Annotated in this window: 11 protein-coding genes; 4 read left to right on the top strand and 7 right to left on the bottom strand. The window is 48.3% G+C overall.

Features of this window, described 5'->3' with window-relative positions; translation table 11 throughout:
• Positions 1-113: 113 nt before the first annotated feature.
• Positions 114-1,181: a sensor domain-containing diguanylate cyclase gene (locus OU793_RS17610; protein ID WP_140103693.1), complete on the bottom strand. Its 1,068-nt coding sequence runs from the start codon at positions 1,179-1,181 to the stop codon at positions 114-116.
• 302 nt (positions 1,182-1,483) lie between these two features.
• Complete coding sequence (locus OU793_RS17605; RefSeq protein ID WP_005459715.1) at positions 1,484-2,335, bottom strand: carbenicillin-hydrolyzing class A beta-lactamase CARB-18; 852 nt, start codon at positions 2,333-2,335, stop codon at positions 1,484-1,486.
• A 242-nt stretch (positions 2,336-2,577) separates the two neighbouring features.
• Between OU793_RS17605 and OU793_RS17600 the strand changes: the two genes are divergently transcribed.
• A complete protein-coding gene (locus OU793_RS17600; RefSeq protein WP_180772681.1) occupies positions 2,578-3,927 on the top strand; it encodes a ferric reductase-like transmembrane domain-containing protein in 1,350 nt (449 codons plus the stop codon).
• A gap of 119 nt (positions 3,928-4,046) precedes the next feature.
• Here the strand turns inward: OU793_RS17600 and OU793_RS17595 are convergent, their stop codons facing one another.
• From OU793_RS17595 to OU793_RS17575, 5 genes are all read right to left on the bottom strand, one after another.
• Positions 4,047-4,628, bottom strand: coding sequence for a cupredoxin family protein (locus OU793_RS17595; RefSeq protein ID WP_021450693.1), 582 nt, complete (start codon positions 4,626-4,628; stop codon positions 4,047-4,049).
• 64 nt (positions 4,629-4,692) lie between these two features.
• Positions 4,693-7,833: an efflux RND transporter permease subunit gene (locus OU793_RS17590; protein ID WP_140103695.1), complete on the bottom strand. Its 3,141-nt coding sequence runs from the start codon at positions 7,831-7,833 to the stop codon at positions 4,693-4,695.
• Between the two features lie 2 nt (positions 7,834-7,835).
• Positions 7,836-9,551 (bottom strand): efflux RND transporter periplasmic adaptor subunit, encoded by a 1,716-nt coding sequence (locus OU793_RS17585; protein WP_140103696.1) that lies wholly within the window; start codon positions 9,549-9,551, stop codon positions 7,836-7,838.
• A gap of 103 nt (positions 9,552-9,654) precedes the next feature.
• Positions 9,655-11,076, bottom strand: coding sequence for a TolC family protein (locus OU793_RS17580; protein ID WP_180793907.1), 1,422 nt, complete (start codon positions 11,074-11,076; stop codon positions 9,655-9,657).
• A gap of 218 nt (positions 11,077-11,294) precedes the next feature.
• Positions 11,295-11,714 carry a hypothetical protein gene (locus OU793_RS17575; RefSeq protein ID WP_140103697.1) on the bottom strand — a complete coding sequence of 140 codons (420 nt, stop codon included), beginning with the start codon at positions 11,712-11,714 and terminating at the stop codon, positions 11,295-11,297.
• Positions 11,715-11,956: 242 nt separating this feature from the next.
• Between OU793_RS17575 and fdhF the strand changes: the two genes are divergently transcribed.
• The 3 genes from fdhF (at position 11,957) to OU793_RS17560 (ending at position 17,793) form a co-directional block, all read left to right on the top strand.
• Positions 11,957-16,225, top strand: a complete 4,269-nt coding sequence (fdhF, locus tag OU793_RS17570; protein ID WP_159404304.1) for a formate dehydrogenase subunit alpha — start codon at positions 11,957-11,959, stop codon at positions 16,223-16,225.
• Between the two features lie 78 nt (positions 16,226-16,303).
• Complete coding sequence (locus OU793_RS17565; RefSeq protein WP_193237398.1) at positions 16,304-17,245, top strand: endonuclease/exonuclease/phosphatase family protein; 942 nt, start codon at positions 16,304-16,306, stop codon at positions 17,243-17,245.
• Positions 17,246-17,421: 176 nt separating this feature from the next.
• Positions 17,422-17,793: a hypothetical protein gene (locus OU793_RS17560; RefSeq protein WP_005482732.1), complete on the top strand. Its 372-nt coding sequence runs from the start codon at positions 17,422-17,424 to the stop codon at positions 17,791-17,793.
• Positions 17,794-17,842: the final 49 nt, after the last annotated feature.

Here is a 17,842-nt window from a genome sequence, read left to right as displayed (position 1 = left end):
TTCTTAATCCCAAGTCAGCGCAAGGTGATTCACTCCTCATCTTGAATTTACTTGGGAATCGCAAAGGTAGCGCATCAGTCGCTACCTTTTTTATTGTTGATTCATCATCTCACTCATTGCTCATTCGATACGCCTTGATGCTCGCTGTGGTTGATTTCTACGCGATTTCTCCCGGTTTCTTTCGCTTTGTATAACGCTAAATCAGCACGTTTCACTAACGGCTCAAAAGAGTCATCCAAGCCACACACTTGAGTTACCCCAATACTGGCGGTGAATGTCATATCACGCCCTGAATATCGAATCGTCGTGGTTTCTAAGGCATTTCGGATGGTTTCTAACGTATCCATTGCTTCTTGAGAAGAGCGGCTTCTCAGGACGAAAGCAAACTCTTCACCACCGACACGAGCAAGCAGGTCGCATTCTCGTAAATGCCCTTTAATGGTATTGGCAGCATGGATGAGAGATTTGTCGCCAGCGTCGTGCCCGAACTTGTCATTCAGTTTTTTAAAGTTATCTAAATCCAAAATCGCGACGTGGAATTTGATCCCTTGCGTGCGAAATTCAGAAAGACGATGCTCAATTTGACGCATGAATTCTCTGCGGTTTGGAATGCCAGTAAGATCGTCTGTGGTGGCGAGGTGCTCCATTTTCATGATCTGAATATGCAGCGCAATGTTTAATGCTATCCAGTTGGCAATGCATTGCAACTGTGCGGCTTGTTCCTTGGTATAAAAATGGGCTTGATGATGCGCGACGTTAAGCGTACCCAAGCACATTTGACCATGCATCAGCGGCGCATCCATACACGTGCCCATACCGCTGGAGGTCAACATGACGCAATCTAGCTCGTCGGATTGAGAAACGTCGTCACAAATGATCAGTTGTTGGTTTTTGAACACACGCCCGACGAAGGCTTGATCAATCGGCACGAGAAAATCGGCAGGAATCGCTTTGTTGCCGGAAAAAGAGTAGACCTTGAGGTAGTCACTGTTTTCGTACAGCGTAATGCTGGTGCGGTCAGATTCAAAAATCCGATTGATCCATTCTGCGACAGTATCGAGCACCTGCTGTAACGTCTGTGATTGAGCCAAAAAGTGAACGAAGCCGATCGGTAAACATATTGGGCTTTCCATGTTTTGCGTCGACAAGTCATTTGGGTCAAAAGTTCTTTCAAGTCTCAATAGCCATCTCCCTAGACATTCCTCTAAATGTAAACAATAAGTAACACGCAGCTATTTTCAAGAAAAATACGTTCCTTTAACAGAGTATGGTTTATTTCTCGCCACTTGTGAGTGTCAGGTTGCTTAATGTGAGCTTGAACTCATGTCTAAACCGATAATTTTTATGCCTAATTAGCAAGAGGTGACCATTCGGTAAAGCGTAACGAAGACAGCAAGAATAAGAGAGGTTTGTTAAGCATTTGAGAGAACAGGTAAGAAAAAGCCCCTCTGAATTAGAAGGGCTTGGTTGCTCGAGTTCGAGCTTAACTTTCTTTGTAGTGCTCTAAAATCAGTTGGCTGATTTGCGCGATCAGCTGATCGCGAGCTTGAAGCGAAAGGTCAGTGTCTGTGACGTAAATACTGATGTAAACCGGCTTGTAGTTGTCTTTCCAAATCATCGCGCTAATGCCGCGTGAACCGTAGTTACCTGCGCCAGAGCGGTCTGCAATCGACCAGCCTTTTGGTAGAACAGAGCGCATGAGAGAATCCGATACTTTGTTGTCTTGCATCCAGATTTTCAGCTGTGTGCGTGACTCGTAAGATAGGGCGTTATCTTCCATCAAGGTATGTAGGGTGTTTACCATGGCGTTAGGCGTTGTGGTGTCTCGCTTGTCGCCCGGTTTCGCTTCATTCAAACGGGGTTCCAATCGGTCAAGTCGCGTTGCTTTGTCGCCAATAGAGCGCAAAAACAGTGTGACCGCTTTAGGACCACCAATTTCATTTAGCACTAAGTTCGCGGCGGTGTTGTCGCTCATCAACATGGCGGCTTCACAAGCGTGTTCGATACGTGTGCTTTGTCCAGCCAGTTTATCCATCACCGGAGACCAAACCACAATATTGCGTTCATCGATTTTCGCTGTGGCATTTTTGTTGAGTTTGCCGCTGTCCATGTCGCTTAGCATGGTGGCACACGCTAACGTTTTGAATGTGCTCATTAATGGGAAACGTTCGTCTCCGCGATAATCCCAACGCTCGTCCGTTTGTGTATCCCAGACTGACACTCCAATTCGCCCAGATGTTTGTTTCTCGATGAGGGAGATGTCTTCGTTTAATTTGGAGGCGTAACTAACAGTTGAGCAAACCATCAGCCCAACCAACAGGAATAACTTTTTCATGCGTGGTGTTCTTCGTTCTTTTGGTTTTGATTCGCACTTTGGCGATGTTAAGCAAACTATAACGAGTGAATACTCTAACCACTGTTAAATCCCTGTCGATTTTCTGTAGGATTCTGCGCAATACCTCCAAGTTTGTTATTGACCTTGGGTATATTGTGGGTTTACTCAACTTTACGAATATTGACGTTGCATTACGCTAGAAAAACTAAACTAGAGTTGTCGTCAATTTGAGAGTGATGTTCATGAAAACTGTACGAAATTTTGTATGGATGATAATTGCCGCCGTGTCTGTGTTGTGGTGGATGAGTGAACCACAGCTGCTGTCCTCGACCCAATTCTTCCAATGGCGTTCCGCGCTTATTCAATATTCTGGTGTTTTGTCGTTAGCTTTGATGTCTATTGCGATGGTGCTTGCGCTGCGCTTACCTGCGATCGAACAATGGGTTCACGGGATGGATAAGGCCTATCGTGTGCATAAATGGCTCGGCATTGCGGGGGTTAGCCTCGGAGTCGTGCATTGGTTGACGTATAAAGTGCCAAAATGGCTAGTGTCGGCAGGAGTGCTCGAAAAACCAATCAAACACACCGGGGTTGGGCCTTCTGGGAACAACTTTGTCGGTTTAGAACTCTGGGTCAAAGAGCTGCGCGATGTGGGGCTTGGTTTGGGGGAGTGGGGTTTTTACCTGCTCTTAGCATTGCTCGTGGTGTCATTGTGGACGGTTGTTAAATACAAGCCATTTAAGTTGTCGCATCGTTTAATGGCGGCAGTGTATTTGATGATTGCTGTTCACTCCGTTTTGTTGATCAAGCACGCGTACTGGGGTGAGCCAATTCATTTTGCTGCCTTGGGCTTTGCCTTGATGGGCTCTGCAGCTGCCGTTTATAGCTTGCTTGGTTTTGTCGGACGAGCGAATCGCCACCCCGCCAAAGTGGTGTCGACTCGCTACTTCCCTCAAGCGCGAGTGATGGAGTTGGTTTTGGCGCCAAGCAATAACGGTCAAGGAAAACCTTGGCAAGGACACAAAGCTGGGCAGTTTGCTTATGTGCGTTTTGGTAATGAAGATCCGCATCCGTTTACGATTGTTTCAGGTGAGCATGAAGCAGAGGTACGCTTTTTGATCAAAGAGTTGGGTGACTTCACTACGGATTTGTACCACAGGGTTAAAATTGGTGAAGAAGTGATGGTTGAAGGTCCTTACGGACGCTTGGCGTTTGACGTCAATAAGCCCCAGATTTGGATTGCGGGTGGTGTTGGGGTCGCGTCGTTCTTTGCCATCTTAGCGTCACTCAAATCGCTAAAAACGCATCCTCCTGTACATTTGTTTTACTGCACGCGAGGTTTGGACAGTCATTTAGTGGACGAGTTGTGGAAAATGGCACGTCTTGCGCAAGTGAAGCTGAACGTGATTGATACGGCGGTGTCTCCTCGACTTAACGTAGAGCGTATCGCGAGCGAATGTGGCGATTTAGCGCGTTATGAGTTCTATTTCTGCGGGCCTGAAGCTTTTTCGCAAACACTGAAAAAAGAGTTGAATGCTTATCGCGTCGATACCGAACGTCATTACCATGAAGAGCTGTTCGTCATGCGATAGTGACAAGGATGAACGAAACAAAAAGGAGCTGAGTGCAGCTCCTTTTGTCTTGTTGTATTCATGTCTAACGTATTGTCATCGTTAGATTATCTTGTTTAAGCCGAAGCCTACTTATAACCTTACAACTTCACTTTTTTGACCATGCCAGCTTCTGCGTGGCCTGGAATGTTACAAGCAAACTCTACGTTGTTGTCTCCGTGGAAGTGCCACAAAATCTGTTTTGCTTTACCCGGTTCTACGGTGACAGCATTGCCTGAGTCGTGCATGTGATTACCTGACATGTTTTTCATCATCTCACGGTGCTCAAGTTGCTCTGCTGCAGAACCGATGGTGAACTCATGATCGATTTTGCCCGTGTTCATCACCACGAACTGCACGACGTCGTTCGGTTCGATTTTTACGTCTTTCTTGAAGGTGATTTTCATGTCATCGCTCAAAATTACATGGACGACTTTATCCGGTTTCGCCCCATTCGCTGGCATACCCACTGCTGACATTCCTGCCATGCCTTGCATGTTGGAGTGATCCATTTTTGAATGATCCATCGGCATCTCGCCCATGTTCATGTTATCCATCGACATCGAACCATGGTCCATTTTGCCGTGATCCATGTTGTCGTGGTTCATGTTCGAGTTATCCATTTGCGCGAATGCGCCTGCTGATACCATAGTTAGAGCAAGAGTGATAAGGGTCTTTTTCATGTTGATTTCCTTTACTGTCAATGAGGTAGTGCGCCATTGCAGTTTGTACAATGGCGCTTGTTGTTTATTTCTCTGGGTTTTGAGTTTTGTTGACTTCTCGCTGCTTCCACAGTTTGAAGATTGCTGGTAACACCAGCAGAGTCAGTAGTAGGGCAGAGGCCATGCCGCCAATCATTGGTGCAGCAATACGCTGCATGACTTGAGAGCCAGTACCTGAGCCATACATGATAGGGATAAGGCCAATGATGACCGTGAGAACCGTCATCATGACCGGACGTACACGCAGCCCCGCACCTTCTCGAATGGCATCGGTTAAATCACCAATTTGCAGAGCTTGTTGGTTTTCTTCTGAGTGAAGTTTTTTGTGGTGCCACGCTTGGTTGAGATACACCAGCATGATGACGCCTATCTCCACCGCAACGCCGGCGAGAGCGATAAATCCGACCCCCACAGCGATGGAGAAGTTGTAGTTGAGGTAGTGCATCAACCACAAGCCACCAACCATCGCTAAAGGCAGAGTCAGCATAATGATCAGCACTTCACCCACACGGCGGAAGCTGAAGTAAAGCAACATCATGATGATCACCAAGGTTATCGGCACGACCACACTCAAGCGGTCTTTCGCGCGTTCCATGTATTCGTATTGACCAGACCAAGCGAGCGAATATCCAGCAGGGAGCACCAGTTGGTCAGCCACTGCTTGCTGCGCTTCCACCACGTAAGAACCAAGGTCGCGGCCATCAATGTCCACAAACACCCAGCCGTTAGGACGTGCGTTTTCAGTTTTGATCATCGGCGGACCGTCTTCGTAACGAATGTCAGCGACATCAGCGAGTGCAATACGCGCTCCATTTGGTGTCACTAGCGGTAAGTTTTGCAGCTTAACCACAGAGTCACGGTAGTCTTGCGGGTAGCGAACGTTAATCGGGTAGCGTTCCAAGCCTTCAATGGTTTCTCCAACATTCATACCACCGACAGCGGTTGAGATGACTTGCTGAACGTCTTTGATGCTCAATCCATATCTCGCGGCAGCGCGGCGTTTAATGTCGATTGTTACGTAACGGCCACCGGCTACACGCTCGGCATAAACCGATGAAGTGCCGCGAACGTTGTTCAAGATAGGTTCTAACTGTGCACCAATCTTTTCGATCTCTTTCAGGTCTGGGCCTGCGATTTTGATCCCGATTGGCGTCTTAATGCCCGTCGCAAGCATGTCGATACGCGTTTTTATCGGCATTACCCATGCGTTGGTTAGCCCCGGGAACTGCACGAGATTGTCGAACTCTTTGCGCAATGACTCTGTGGTCACGCCTTCACGCCATTGGTCATGAGGTTTGAGCTGAATTACCGTTTCAATCATGGTGAGTGGTGCAGGGTCGGTGGCGGTTTCTGCACGGCCAATCTTGCCCCAAACCGTTTTAACTTCCGGTACGGTTTTGATCAGCTTGTTGGTTTGCTGAACCAACTCACGTGCTTTACCGATGGAAATGCCCGGGTAGGTGGTCGGCATGTACATCAAATCGCCTTCATCCAATGGTGGGATGAATTCGCTGCCTAGTTGGCTAGTTGGGTAGTACGCCGATGCCAATAGGCCGAGCGCCAGTACGATCATCGCTTTCGGATATTTCAAGCTCAGATTAAGCAATGGACGATACAGCGCAACCAGACCACGGTTAACAGGGTTCTTATGTTCTGGCAGTATTTTACCGCGAATAAAGTAGCCCATTAGAACTGGCACGAGCGTGATCGCAAGTGCTGCCGCTGATGCCATGGCATACGTCTTGGTAAAGGCGAGAGGAGAGAACATCTTGCCTTCTTGACCTTCCAGTGCAAACACTGGAACAAAGCTTAACGTGATGATAAGCAGCGAGAAGAATAGGGGCGCACCCACTTCTTCAGCGGCTTTACCAATCACTTGCCAGCGGTTCTTATCCGTGAGTGGCGTTCGCTCAATGTGCTTGTGGACGTTTTCTATCATTACGATGGCACCATCCACCATTGCACCGATGGCGATGGCAATCCCCCCGAGCGACATGATGTTGGCATTAATGCCTTGAGAATGCATCACGATAAACGCTGCAAGGATGCCTACAGGCAAGCTCAGGGCGATAACCAATGAAGAGCGAATATGGAACAAGAACAGCGCACAGACGATGGCTACGACGATGAACTCTTCCGCTAATTTCTTCCAAAGGTTATCGACAGCTGCATTGATCAGCGTAGAACGGTCGTAGGTGGTGACGATTTCAACGCCATCCGGCAAGCTACGCTGTAAATCTTCTAACTTGTCTTTAACTTTGCTGATCACTTCACTTGCGTTTTCGCCATAGCGCATCACGATCACGCCACCCACCGTTTCACCTTCGCCGTTAAGCTCAGAGATACCGCGACGCATTTGTGGACCTAAGTTGATGTCAGCAATGTCACCCAATAAGAGCGGTGTACCTTTGTCGGTCACTTTAAGCGGCAGCGATTTAATGTCTTCGATGCTGGTCAAGTAACCGGTGGTGCGAACCATGTGCTCAGCTTCAGCAACTTCAACTACGGATGCCCCCGTTTCTTGGTTGCCGTTTTGAATCGCCATGTTTACTTGTTGCAGCGTTAAGTTGTAAGCACGCAGCTTCGCCGGATCAATCTGGACTTGATACTGCTTAACCATACCGCCTACGGTTGCGACTTCAGAAACGCCATCGACGGTTTGCAGTTCGTATTTTAAGAACCAATCTTGCAAACTGCGCAGCTCGGCAAGGTCATGTTGACCCGTTTTGTCTTGCAATACATAGCTGTAGACCCAGCCCACACCCGTAGCATCTGGGCCTAAGGTTGGTTTTGCACTTGGTGGTAATTTAGGTGCAACTTGGCTTAGGTATTCCAAAACACGTGAACGTGCCCAGTACATGTCGGTATTGTCGTTGAAAATGATGTAAACGTACGAATCCCCGAAGAACGAATACCCACGAACGGTTTCTGCACCCGGTACGGCGAGCATCGCGGTGGTTAGCGGATAAGTCACTTGATCTTCCACCACTTGAGGTGCTTGACCCGGGTAGCTGGTTTTGATGATCACCTGAACATCAGAAAGATCCGGAATTGCGTCAACAGGCGTATTCTTTACACTGTAAAGTCCTGCTAAAACAAGCATTAAGGTCGCGATCAAAACCATAAAGCGGTTATTGAGTGACCAGCGGATAATTGCTCCAATCATAGTTAGCCCTCGATCGCTTCAATTTGTCTCAAAACGTAGTCAGAACCTTGTTTTTCAACTAGAAATCGGACTTTCTGACCTTCCTTGAAACCGGATAAATCCACTTCATCACCCACAGAGAAGTTCATTTCACCGGCATCCCAGTTCCATTCTGAAACCGGAAGGTGATTGAGCGTGATCATGCCAAAATCCGCCATTAGCATGCTGATGTCTCCCGTTACCCAAACGTCAGTCGCGAGAACGGTGTCATCGGCTTTGTAATCGACGATTTCGTATTGACCCGATGCGGCTTTTTGAATTTCGAACTCAATAGCTTGGCCCTTTTGCAGCGAGCCCATATCGACGCCGTCAGCGAGGGTAAAGTTCATAACCATCCCCGGCCAATCCCACTCTGTTACGGGCTGGTGGTTGATGGTCAACATGCGATGGTCTTTCATCACATCAGTGATCTCGCCCTTCGTCCAAGCCGTTTGTGCAGTGGCTTCGGTCGGTGATGAAATGCGCGATAGATCAGCCGTTTGGCTCGATTCTGAATCCAACATAAAGTGAGCTGAGGTTACGATGCGATCGTCTTGAGTCAGGCCTTGTAGTACCTCGATTTTGTCGTCAGCTTCACGCCCGACTTCGATGCGCGTTGAGCGGTATTTGCCGTCTCCCTCAGACAGCACGACGCGAGTCATACCCCCCGAGCGGATAACGGAAGACTTTGGAATGGTTAACACCGCGTTGTCGCTGACAGGTTGTAAGGCAATATTGGCGAACATGTTCGGTTTCAGCTCGCCATTGGGATTAGAGAATTTAAGACGAACACGAAGCGTGCGCGTTTTAGGATCCAAAATTGGATACACATAATCGACGCTGCCTTGCCACTCTTTACCCGGAATCGCATCCAACGTCATAGTGGCGTCGCTGCCTGCTTTCATCCAGTGAGCTTGGCGCTCAAACACTTCGGCATCCACCCATACGTTTTCAAGTGGGCCCGCGCTGATCACCGCTTGAGCAGGGGATAGGTAACCACCTTCACGAACGTTCAAACTCGCGATGACGCCATCTTCCGGAGCTTTAATTTCAATAGTTTGTGATGCTTTCCCACGTTGAGTGATGGCTCTGATTTGAGAGCGATCAACACCCAGTGTCACCAAACGTTCTGTCGCGCCTTTCACTAGGCCACTACGCCCAGTTCGGTAGGCGTTCAGCAGCTCTTCTTGTGCTTTGACTAGCTCAGGAGAATACAGCGTGAACAGCACATCGCCTTTGTTGACCTTTTCACCCACGGCATTGATGTAAAGCTTTTCAACCCAGCCCGCCACGCGAACGTTGGTTTGCCACAAATGGCTTTCGTCAAACGCGATATAGCCGACAGTTTCAATCCGAGGTGAAAGTTGCTCTAAAGAGACTTGAGCGGTTTTTACACCTAAGTTGTTTTCAACCGATGGGTCAATTTTTACCGTGCCGGGTTTGTCTTGTTCACCTGCGAGGTCTTCGGCGTACACTGGGATCAAGTCCATACCCATTGGCGATTTGCCCGGTTTGTCGCGCTTATAATTTGGATCCATTGGTGCAACCCAATAGAGTGGCTCGTTTGAGCTGCTTGCAGCGCTACCGCCTGTGCCGCTCATGTCGTGGTTTGCACCAGATAGGTACTGATTAACGCCAAACCCTAGTGCCCCGCCAACAAGCAGAGCGATGGTTGCTATCTTGATTGAATTTGAATTCATTCCTAATTCCTTATTTTCCCCATGAGGCATGACAGCGATGTTGATTGTTTATTGGTGTGCATTCGCCATCGTCCCCAAACTTGGGTTCTTTCATGTTTTTGTTTTAGTTCGCGCTTGCTTCAGGCGTGATGTTGGGTGTGGATACTTGATATTCGAAACCACCCAATAAAGCTGCTAAGTTGCTGTTTACGATGTTTAAATCGGTAATAAGACGTTGCTGTTCGAGCTTTAGCGCCAGCTCGTCTGTGCTTGCCATGATCACGTCGTTAAACTGTGCGGTATTGTTTTGATAACCCCTTTCTACCGCGTGAATACGAGCTTGAACTTGGGGAAGTAAGGTGGATTGATAACGCTCTAAACGCTGACTCAAGTTGGCGCGATCAACCAGCAATGTGTTGACCTTCGCGTTCATCTGAGTCAGTAACGTATCTTTTTGTGAGCGAGCAGCACCCACTTGATACTGAGCGGCGGCTAAGTTGCGGTCTTGGCGATTGCCAGTGAACAGGGGAATGTCCATTGTTAGATACGCGCTCACCAAATCCGATGCAGGTTCGCCTTTCATATTGTTGGCTTGACGATAGGCGTACATCACTTCTACACCGAATTGAGGCGTGTAAGCTTGCTCTGCAATGTCCACTTGAGTTTCATTGGCAGAAATACTTACGTCTGCCATTTTCACCATCGGGTGATCACTCAACTGTTGGTAGTGCTTGGTCGTTTCGCTATTTGCAGACAACTTTTGGTTTAATGACGCCCAAGTCAGTGTGTTGCTGGCTTGAAGTGCTGAGCGTCCGTTTTGGGTATAGGTATTGAGCCAGTCAGAGCCCAACCATTCTGAGAGTTGCGAGACCAAACGGCGCTGCATTTGTGCGTTGGCTTGCAGCTTTTCATCCAACTTACTCACTTGAAGCTGTGCATTCAGTAAATCTTGCGCTTCGCTTTTGCCGATTGAGTAATTGGTTTGAATGAAGTTTTCCATTTCCGTCATGAGCCGACGGTTTTCTAGCAAAATTTGCTCTGCCTTCTGCTGATAGCCTAGCTCCAACCAAAGCTGAGTCATGCTGTTTGCCACTTCAAGCTCCCGTGCGTGAACTTGCAGAGACAAACCATCGGCTTGTTGATTGGCTTTCTTTTGTTGAAGGTCGAGCGTCGAGCCACGTTCGAACTGTTGCATCAAACCGACGGAGATATTGGTCATCGGATCTTCGTCAAATTTGAAGCTATCGACAGGCAAACCACCAAAACCGACTTTCAGTTTCGGGTCCATCAAGGTTGCGCTGGCTACGCCTGTTTCACGCATCGCTTCCGATTGAGCATAGAACTGCTTGCGGTTGCCATCGTTGCTCAAGGCAATGCTAATGAGGTTTGCTAGCTCATTGGTTGATTGGGCTTGGATTGATTGAGCTTGCGCTTCTTGTTGTGCTTTCGTATTGGTCGGCGATTGCGCCACCACATTGAAAGCCGGTAGGGCAACCAGAGCCAGTGAGCATACTGGTGCCACTAAGCGATTTGGGTTGAATTCCATAATTTACATCCAAATTGATACCAAGCTCTTTTGCGTTTCGGGAACGATTGAACCGAGCGGGAGAGCGTTGGTATTTGCCAAACGGATGACGTACTTTTTTATCGCTAAATAGTAGGTAACAAATGGAGTTACGAGCGAATAGCTGAGGTGAGCACGCTATCAGTTGGGCGCAAAGAAACTGCCTGCAAAGGGATGCAGGGTCGAATGCTTTGTATGGATTAAACTATCGGAGGCCGATACAAATCATGGGTGACTTGTACCACTGGAGCGGTGATTTCTGAGGCAATGGATGCGCGATAAGCCAGTGGGGATAGCTGGCTGGCAGGGGCTGGTAACGGGACGAAAACGAATGAACAAGATGCTGTGCAGCAATTGTGGATCATGCCGGAGCCATCAACACAGCTCATGGTCATTTCTGTAGAGTCGGAGCTCAACGATGAGGCCATCTCCATGCTCATGCTCGGGGAGCCACAGTGATCGTTCGCGCTTGCCATTTCTGTCATGTGTTCAGGCATCATAGCGCCACTCGACATCATTTTGATACTCATTAAAGGCGCGCTGTTAACCACGCTAGATACCAGCAGTATCAGCGTTGTACATAACGTTAGCCAAATTGTATGCAGTGATTTAAGGCGCATACGGAGTCCAGTCAAAATGAGTGTAAATAACGAGTAACCGCTTAATAATAAAGGTTACCCTAGGGGGAAAGTCAAGCATTCACCCCCAAGTAAGCGTGAGATATTTGGTGCATCTTGGGAGAGGTTAGACATATTAATCGCCAATAAATATCTCTTTATTGAGTTTTTTGTCACACGAACTTTCCATGGTAGGGGTTATCCTTATAGAATGTAAGGTTTAACGTGCCTGCTTCGGGGGTTGTATGATAGAAATTGTCATCGATGGAAAATATAGAATTGTAGAAGAGGGGCTAACCCTTCTGGAAGCAGCCAAAGTGTGTGGGGTCGAAATCCCTTCACTGTGCGGAATGAACAAAAGTAACGAGAAAATTCCGTGTGATTTGTGTGTTGTCGAAGTGGAAAGTGGCGGAACTAAGCGCGCCTGTGACCTCAAAGTGTACCGCGGTCTCAATGTCGTCACACAATCAGAACAACTGAGCGAGCACCGCAGAAAAGCGCTCAATCGAATCATGACGGACCACTACGCCGACTGTGAAGCTCCATGCAAAACGGCGTGTCCTGCTGGGGTAGACATCCAATCTTACCTCTACCATATCTCGCAAAACGATCATCAAAAAGCGATTGAAGTTATTAAACGCACACTGCCAATGCCGTTGTCTATTGGGCGCGTGTGTCCGGCATTCTGCGAAAGTGAGTGTCGCCGTTCTTTGGTGGATGAGCCGATTGCCATTCGCCAACTCAAACGCCATGCCGCAGATGCAGATCTAGCGGCGCATGAAGCGTATGTCCTAGAGAAAAAACCAGCGAAGCATCGCAAGATCGCCGTTGTTGGTAGTGGCCCCGGTGGCTTAACGGCAGGTTATTACTTGTCGAATGAAGGTTATGACGTCACCGTATTTGAGTCCATGCCAAAAGCAGGCGGTTGGCTACGCTACGGCATTCCTGAATATCGCCTACCCAAAGACATTCTAGACAAAGAAATCGAACTGATGTGCCGCAACGGCATGCAAGTTGAAACCAACAAAAAGCTTGGTGTTGATTTCACCCTGTCTCAATTGAGTGAAGACTACGATGCTGTCTGTTTGGCAGTGGGGGCGTCTCAAGCGGTAGAAATGAATTATCCTGGTAGCGACTTGGACGGTTGTTATCTCGGTGTTGATTACCTGAAAGATTACGTTACAGAACAAAACTACGTTACGGGCAAAAAAGTTGCCGTGATTGGTGGTGGTAACACTGCGATCGACTGTGCGCGTACGGCGCGTCGTGCGGGGGCCGATACCACTTTGATCTATCGTCGAACTCGCGACGAAATGCCGGCCGAGGACTACGAAATCGTCGAAGCTGAACATGAGGGCGTGAAGTTCCATTTCTTAACGAATCCGGCGGAAAACATCGCGGATGAAAACGGCCGCGTGAAGGCAATTCGATTAGAACGAATGGCGTTAGGTGAGCCAGATGCGTCTGGTCGTCGTAGCCCGAAACCAACGGGTGAGTTCTTTACTGAAGCATTTGATACCGTGATTGCAGCGGTATCGCAAAAGCCGGATCTCAGCTTCTTAGAAAACGATGATTTGTCTATTCCACTAACACGTTGGAACACATCTGATTCCGACTCGCAAACCATGCACACGGGTACGGGCAATATCTTCAGTATCGGTGATTTTCGTCGTGGTCCTGCGACAGCGGTTGAAGCAGTGGGAGATGGGCGAGTTGCGGCAAAAGCGATTGATCTGTTCCTCAATGGCGATATGGCGGATATGCCGAAACCTGCGTTCAACTCTCGTAAAGAGAAAAAACTGGCGCAGGTTGACCCACTTCATTTTGAAAATATCCAAAAAGTTGCTCGTTCAATCATGCCGGAGTTGACCCCAGCGCAGCGTGAGCAGAGTTTTGCTGAAGTGGAACTGGGCTTTGATAACGAAGAGGCCATGAAAGAAGCGGCGCGCTGCTTAGAGTGTGGTTGTCAAGCGAATACCGACTGTGCCTTGCGAGATTACTCAACGGAATATCATGCCGAGCAACATTTCGATGTTTCCGTGGACGTTTCCTCTGCTAGCGTGATTGGTCATCAAGATTGGCTCGATTTGCGAGCGAAAGATCTTCGTCATAAATACGAAGTAGACCGCAGTTCTGAGTTCATTGAATTTGATGCTAACCGCTGCATCAGTTGTGGTCAGTGTATTCAAGCATGCCGTGAGCAAGCGGTACATGGTGTGTTGAGTTTTGTGTCGGATAAAAATGGCCGACCAGCTTTACGACCAGATGATCGTCCACGATTCCGCTCCGATGAAAAAGGCGCAAGTTGCAGCGGTTTGACGCTCATGGGCGATTCAAAATGCGTGCAATGTGGGGCGTGTGTTCAGGCATGTCCAACGGGCGCGATGGTGGACAGCCGTGACCGCTCTCAAGGCAGAACCGAACAGCTAAAAGCCGTCGATACCATTTGTACCTACTGCGGTGTGGGTTGTAAGTTGACCATGTTTGTCGATGAGCGACAAAACAAAATCCGCTATGTAAAAGGTGCGGATTCGCCAGTTAACCAAGGTATGCTGTGCGTGAAAGGCCGTTTTGGTTTTGATTTCATTAGCAGCGAAGAGCGTTTAACGACACCACTGATTCGTAAAGATGGTTGGTTGCAGCCAGCAACTTGGGACGAAGCGATTCAGCTAGTGGCTTCGAAGCTTTCGACCATCAAGCAAGATTTTGGTAGCAACGCACTGGCCGGATTCTCTTCAGCGAAAACCACTAACGAAGATAACTACGCGTTTCAAAAATTCATCCGTCGTGAACTGGGTACGAACAACGTTGATCACTGCGCACGTTTGTGTCACGCATCAAGTGTGACAGGGCTTGAAGCATCGTTGGGGAGTGGTGCGATGACCAACGACATTCCAAGCATTAAGCATTCCGATGTGATCTTTATTATCGGTTCTGACACCACATCTGCGCACCCGATCATCGCTTCGCACATCAAACAGGCGATTCGTCATCACGGGGCGCGCTTGATTGTGGCAGACCCGAAACGAGTGGACATGGCTGAACATGCAGAGCTGTACTTAGCGCATCGTCCGGGCACGGATGTTATGTTGCTCAACGGCGTGATGCAGCAAATCATCAAAAATGGTTGGTACGATCAAGAATACATCGAAGAGCGCGTCGACGGCTTTGATACCTTGCTTCAAGAGGTGATGTCGCCAGCGTACAACCTCGACAAAGTTGAGTTAGTGACGGGCGTAAAAGCGGACGATATTTTCGCGATGGCACGAATGATTGGTACGGCAAAACGCACGGCGGTGTATTACTCAATGGGTATTACCCAGCATACAACAGGGCACGACAACGTTCGTTCGATTGCAAACCTGCAATTGTTGTGTGGCAACATCGGTATTGAGGGTGGTGGTATTAACCCACTGCGCGGTCAATCAAACGTACAAGGTGCGTGTGATATGGGCGCATTGCCGAACTGTTATCCGGGATACCAAAAAGTGTATAACCCGATTGTTCGTCAGAAATTCGCGATTGAGTGGGATGCGCCGAACTTACCTTCTGAGCAAGGGCTTACCCTAACGGAAATCATCGATGCGGCGTGCAAACGAGAAGTTCGCGGGATGTACATCATGGGCGAAAACCCAGTACTGAGCGATCCAAACCAAGCACACGTGATTGAAGGGTTAGAAGCACTCGACTTCTTGGTCGTGCAAGACATCTTCCTCACCGAGACGGCGCAGTACGCCGATGTGGTATTGCCTTCTTGTTCATTTGCGGAAAAATCCGGTCACTTCACCAATACTGAGCGACGCGTGCAGCGCGTTAATGCGGCAGTGAAAGCGCCGGGTGAGGCGAAAGAAGATTGGAGGATCATTCAAGCGATCGCAAACGCGATGGGCAGCGATTGGCATTACCAGTGTGTTTCTGAAATCACTAGCGAGATCGCGCGTGTAACGCCGCAATATGCAGGGTTGCGTTGGGACGCGATCACGCCGAACGGTGTTCAATGGCCAAGTAACAAGAACAATCCAAACGGTACTCGTATTATGCACCAAACCCAATTTACCCGAGGGAAAGGGCAAATGGTGGGCGTGCCGTTCCGTTATGCAGCCGAGTTGCCTGATGAAGAGTATCCTTTGGTGCTTACAACAGGGCGTGTGCTAGAACAGTTCCATACCGGTACGATGACACGCAAAACGAAAGGGTTGGATAACCTTGCTGGGCCAAGAGCGATGATCAGTGTTGAAGATGCCGAAGTAATTGGTATCCATAATGGTCAGCGCCTAAAAGTGTCGACTCGTCGTGGCAGCATCGAAATTGATGCGTTTGTGACTAAGCGAATGCAAAAAGGCGTTGTGTTTATCCCGTTCCATTTCGTTGAGTCGCCAGTCAACCGCTTGACAACTACGGCAACGGACCCGCATGCGAAAATTCCTGAATTCAAAGTCGCAGCGGTTAAGATTGAAATCAGTGAAACGGCCGCTCAACCAGAGCCTGTCGAGGAGGCGGTACACCACGTCTAACATCAACGCTTCACGCACTGGCGAGTTGAGAAATTGCATTTAAGCTTATGATATGTAATAGCGAAACGAGCAGTGCGTGTGTCGAGCGTTTTTAAGTGGATCATATTGCTCCTACCCGCTCTTATTTGGCTGGTGGTCAGGCAAATTGAACATATTTGGTGGGCGGAGAATCTTACCTCGATTCCCGCCCTCATTGTGTTCACTTACGTTGTTTTAGCCTCGGCGTTTTTTATCGCTCGCCGATGGTTGCAAAGTGCATTTTCTGCCTTTGTCGCTATTTTGTTTGTCTTGTTACTTGTTCCGCCGCAGCGCAGCCATGTGGCGTCTTGCTCGCAGTCTTTGAGCGTCATTCAATTCAATCTTTTTTACGAAAACTCAGACATCAATCAGTTCATCAACTATCTATTGAGGCATCCTGCTGATTTGGTGGTGATGCAAGAGCTGACGCCGCGTGTTGGCAGCCTCTTGCACATGTTGGATGATGTCTATCCGCATTATTATGGTGGACAACGTGACGTGGGGTACCCTTCAAATTTGATGATTCTTAGCCGACACCCCATCACGGAGGTTTCGGTTTATCGTGCGCCAAATGGACAAGAAGTCATCAGAGCGGTTTGGCTGCCTAAAGGTCAAGCACCGATCACTTTGTTTGCAGCTCATCCACCATCACCAAGAACCAGCGAGCTTTGGCATCAAAGAAATGCGTTGGTGCGAACCATAGAAACGCTGACCGCGCTTTATCCCGAGCCAGAGGTGTTGGTTGTGGGGGATTTCAATCTCTCCTCGGTTAGCCCTCGTTTTTCTACGCTGTTCCCGAGTTTTCAAACCGCGCCAGTGACGAGCTGGCCAACTAACATCAAAGGCATCAACGTGCCAGAGCCGATGATGATAAGCATTGATCATTTGTGGCTAAAATCTGAGCAAGGACAGCGAATCATCTGCGCTCGTGAATCGTCTGCTTTACCACAAGGCTCAGATCACCGCATGGTGACAACCCAGATCGGTGTGCATATTCCATAGTTCAAGCTCTTAGAATTTGTCATGTTTCATAAGTAAAACCTGTGCTGAGCTTGTCATAGAATTGACTGTCTCTGACGATCCTCTGTTATTTGAGCAAGTTCTATAACCTAAACTTTGCTCGCTTCCTATACTGAATTAACGAAGCAGAGTTTTTATAACAACAAGAGGCAGCTTGCATGACAAGAACAACCTCATTTGCACTCGTTCTATTACTGATGTGCGCATACTTTGGTTACAACCGTTATTACGTGTATCCGCAGCAGTTGGAAACACAGGCCAAATCCATGTTGATACAAATGGCAAATCGCGAAGAGTGGATGGATGTGTTTGAAATGATGAACCGCGTAGAAGCTCACAAAGGGCATTTAGAGCTTGCTGCGCATGTTAAGTCCTCTGATGGCAAACGTGCTTACAGTGAAGGGTTCATCACCTATTCCGACCGAGACGGGATGGTATGTAAAGAAGTGGTTTTTAACTTCAAAATTAACTCGTTGAAGAACTACAGCATTTCTGACTTACGCGATTGTTCTTTTGGTGAATATTACTAAACCGAATCGTGCCATTGAGCATTGTCTGCAAGACATTCAAATTTCCAAA

This window comes from Vibrio sp. VP6 (assembly GCF_028823755.1).
Lineage (GTDB): Bacteria > Pseudomonadota > Gammaproteobacteria > Enterobacterales > Vibrionaceae > Vibrio > Vibrio parahaemolyticus.
The sequence above is the reverse complement of the archived record's forward strand: the minus strand, read 5'-3'. Positions and strand labels throughout refer to the sequence as shown.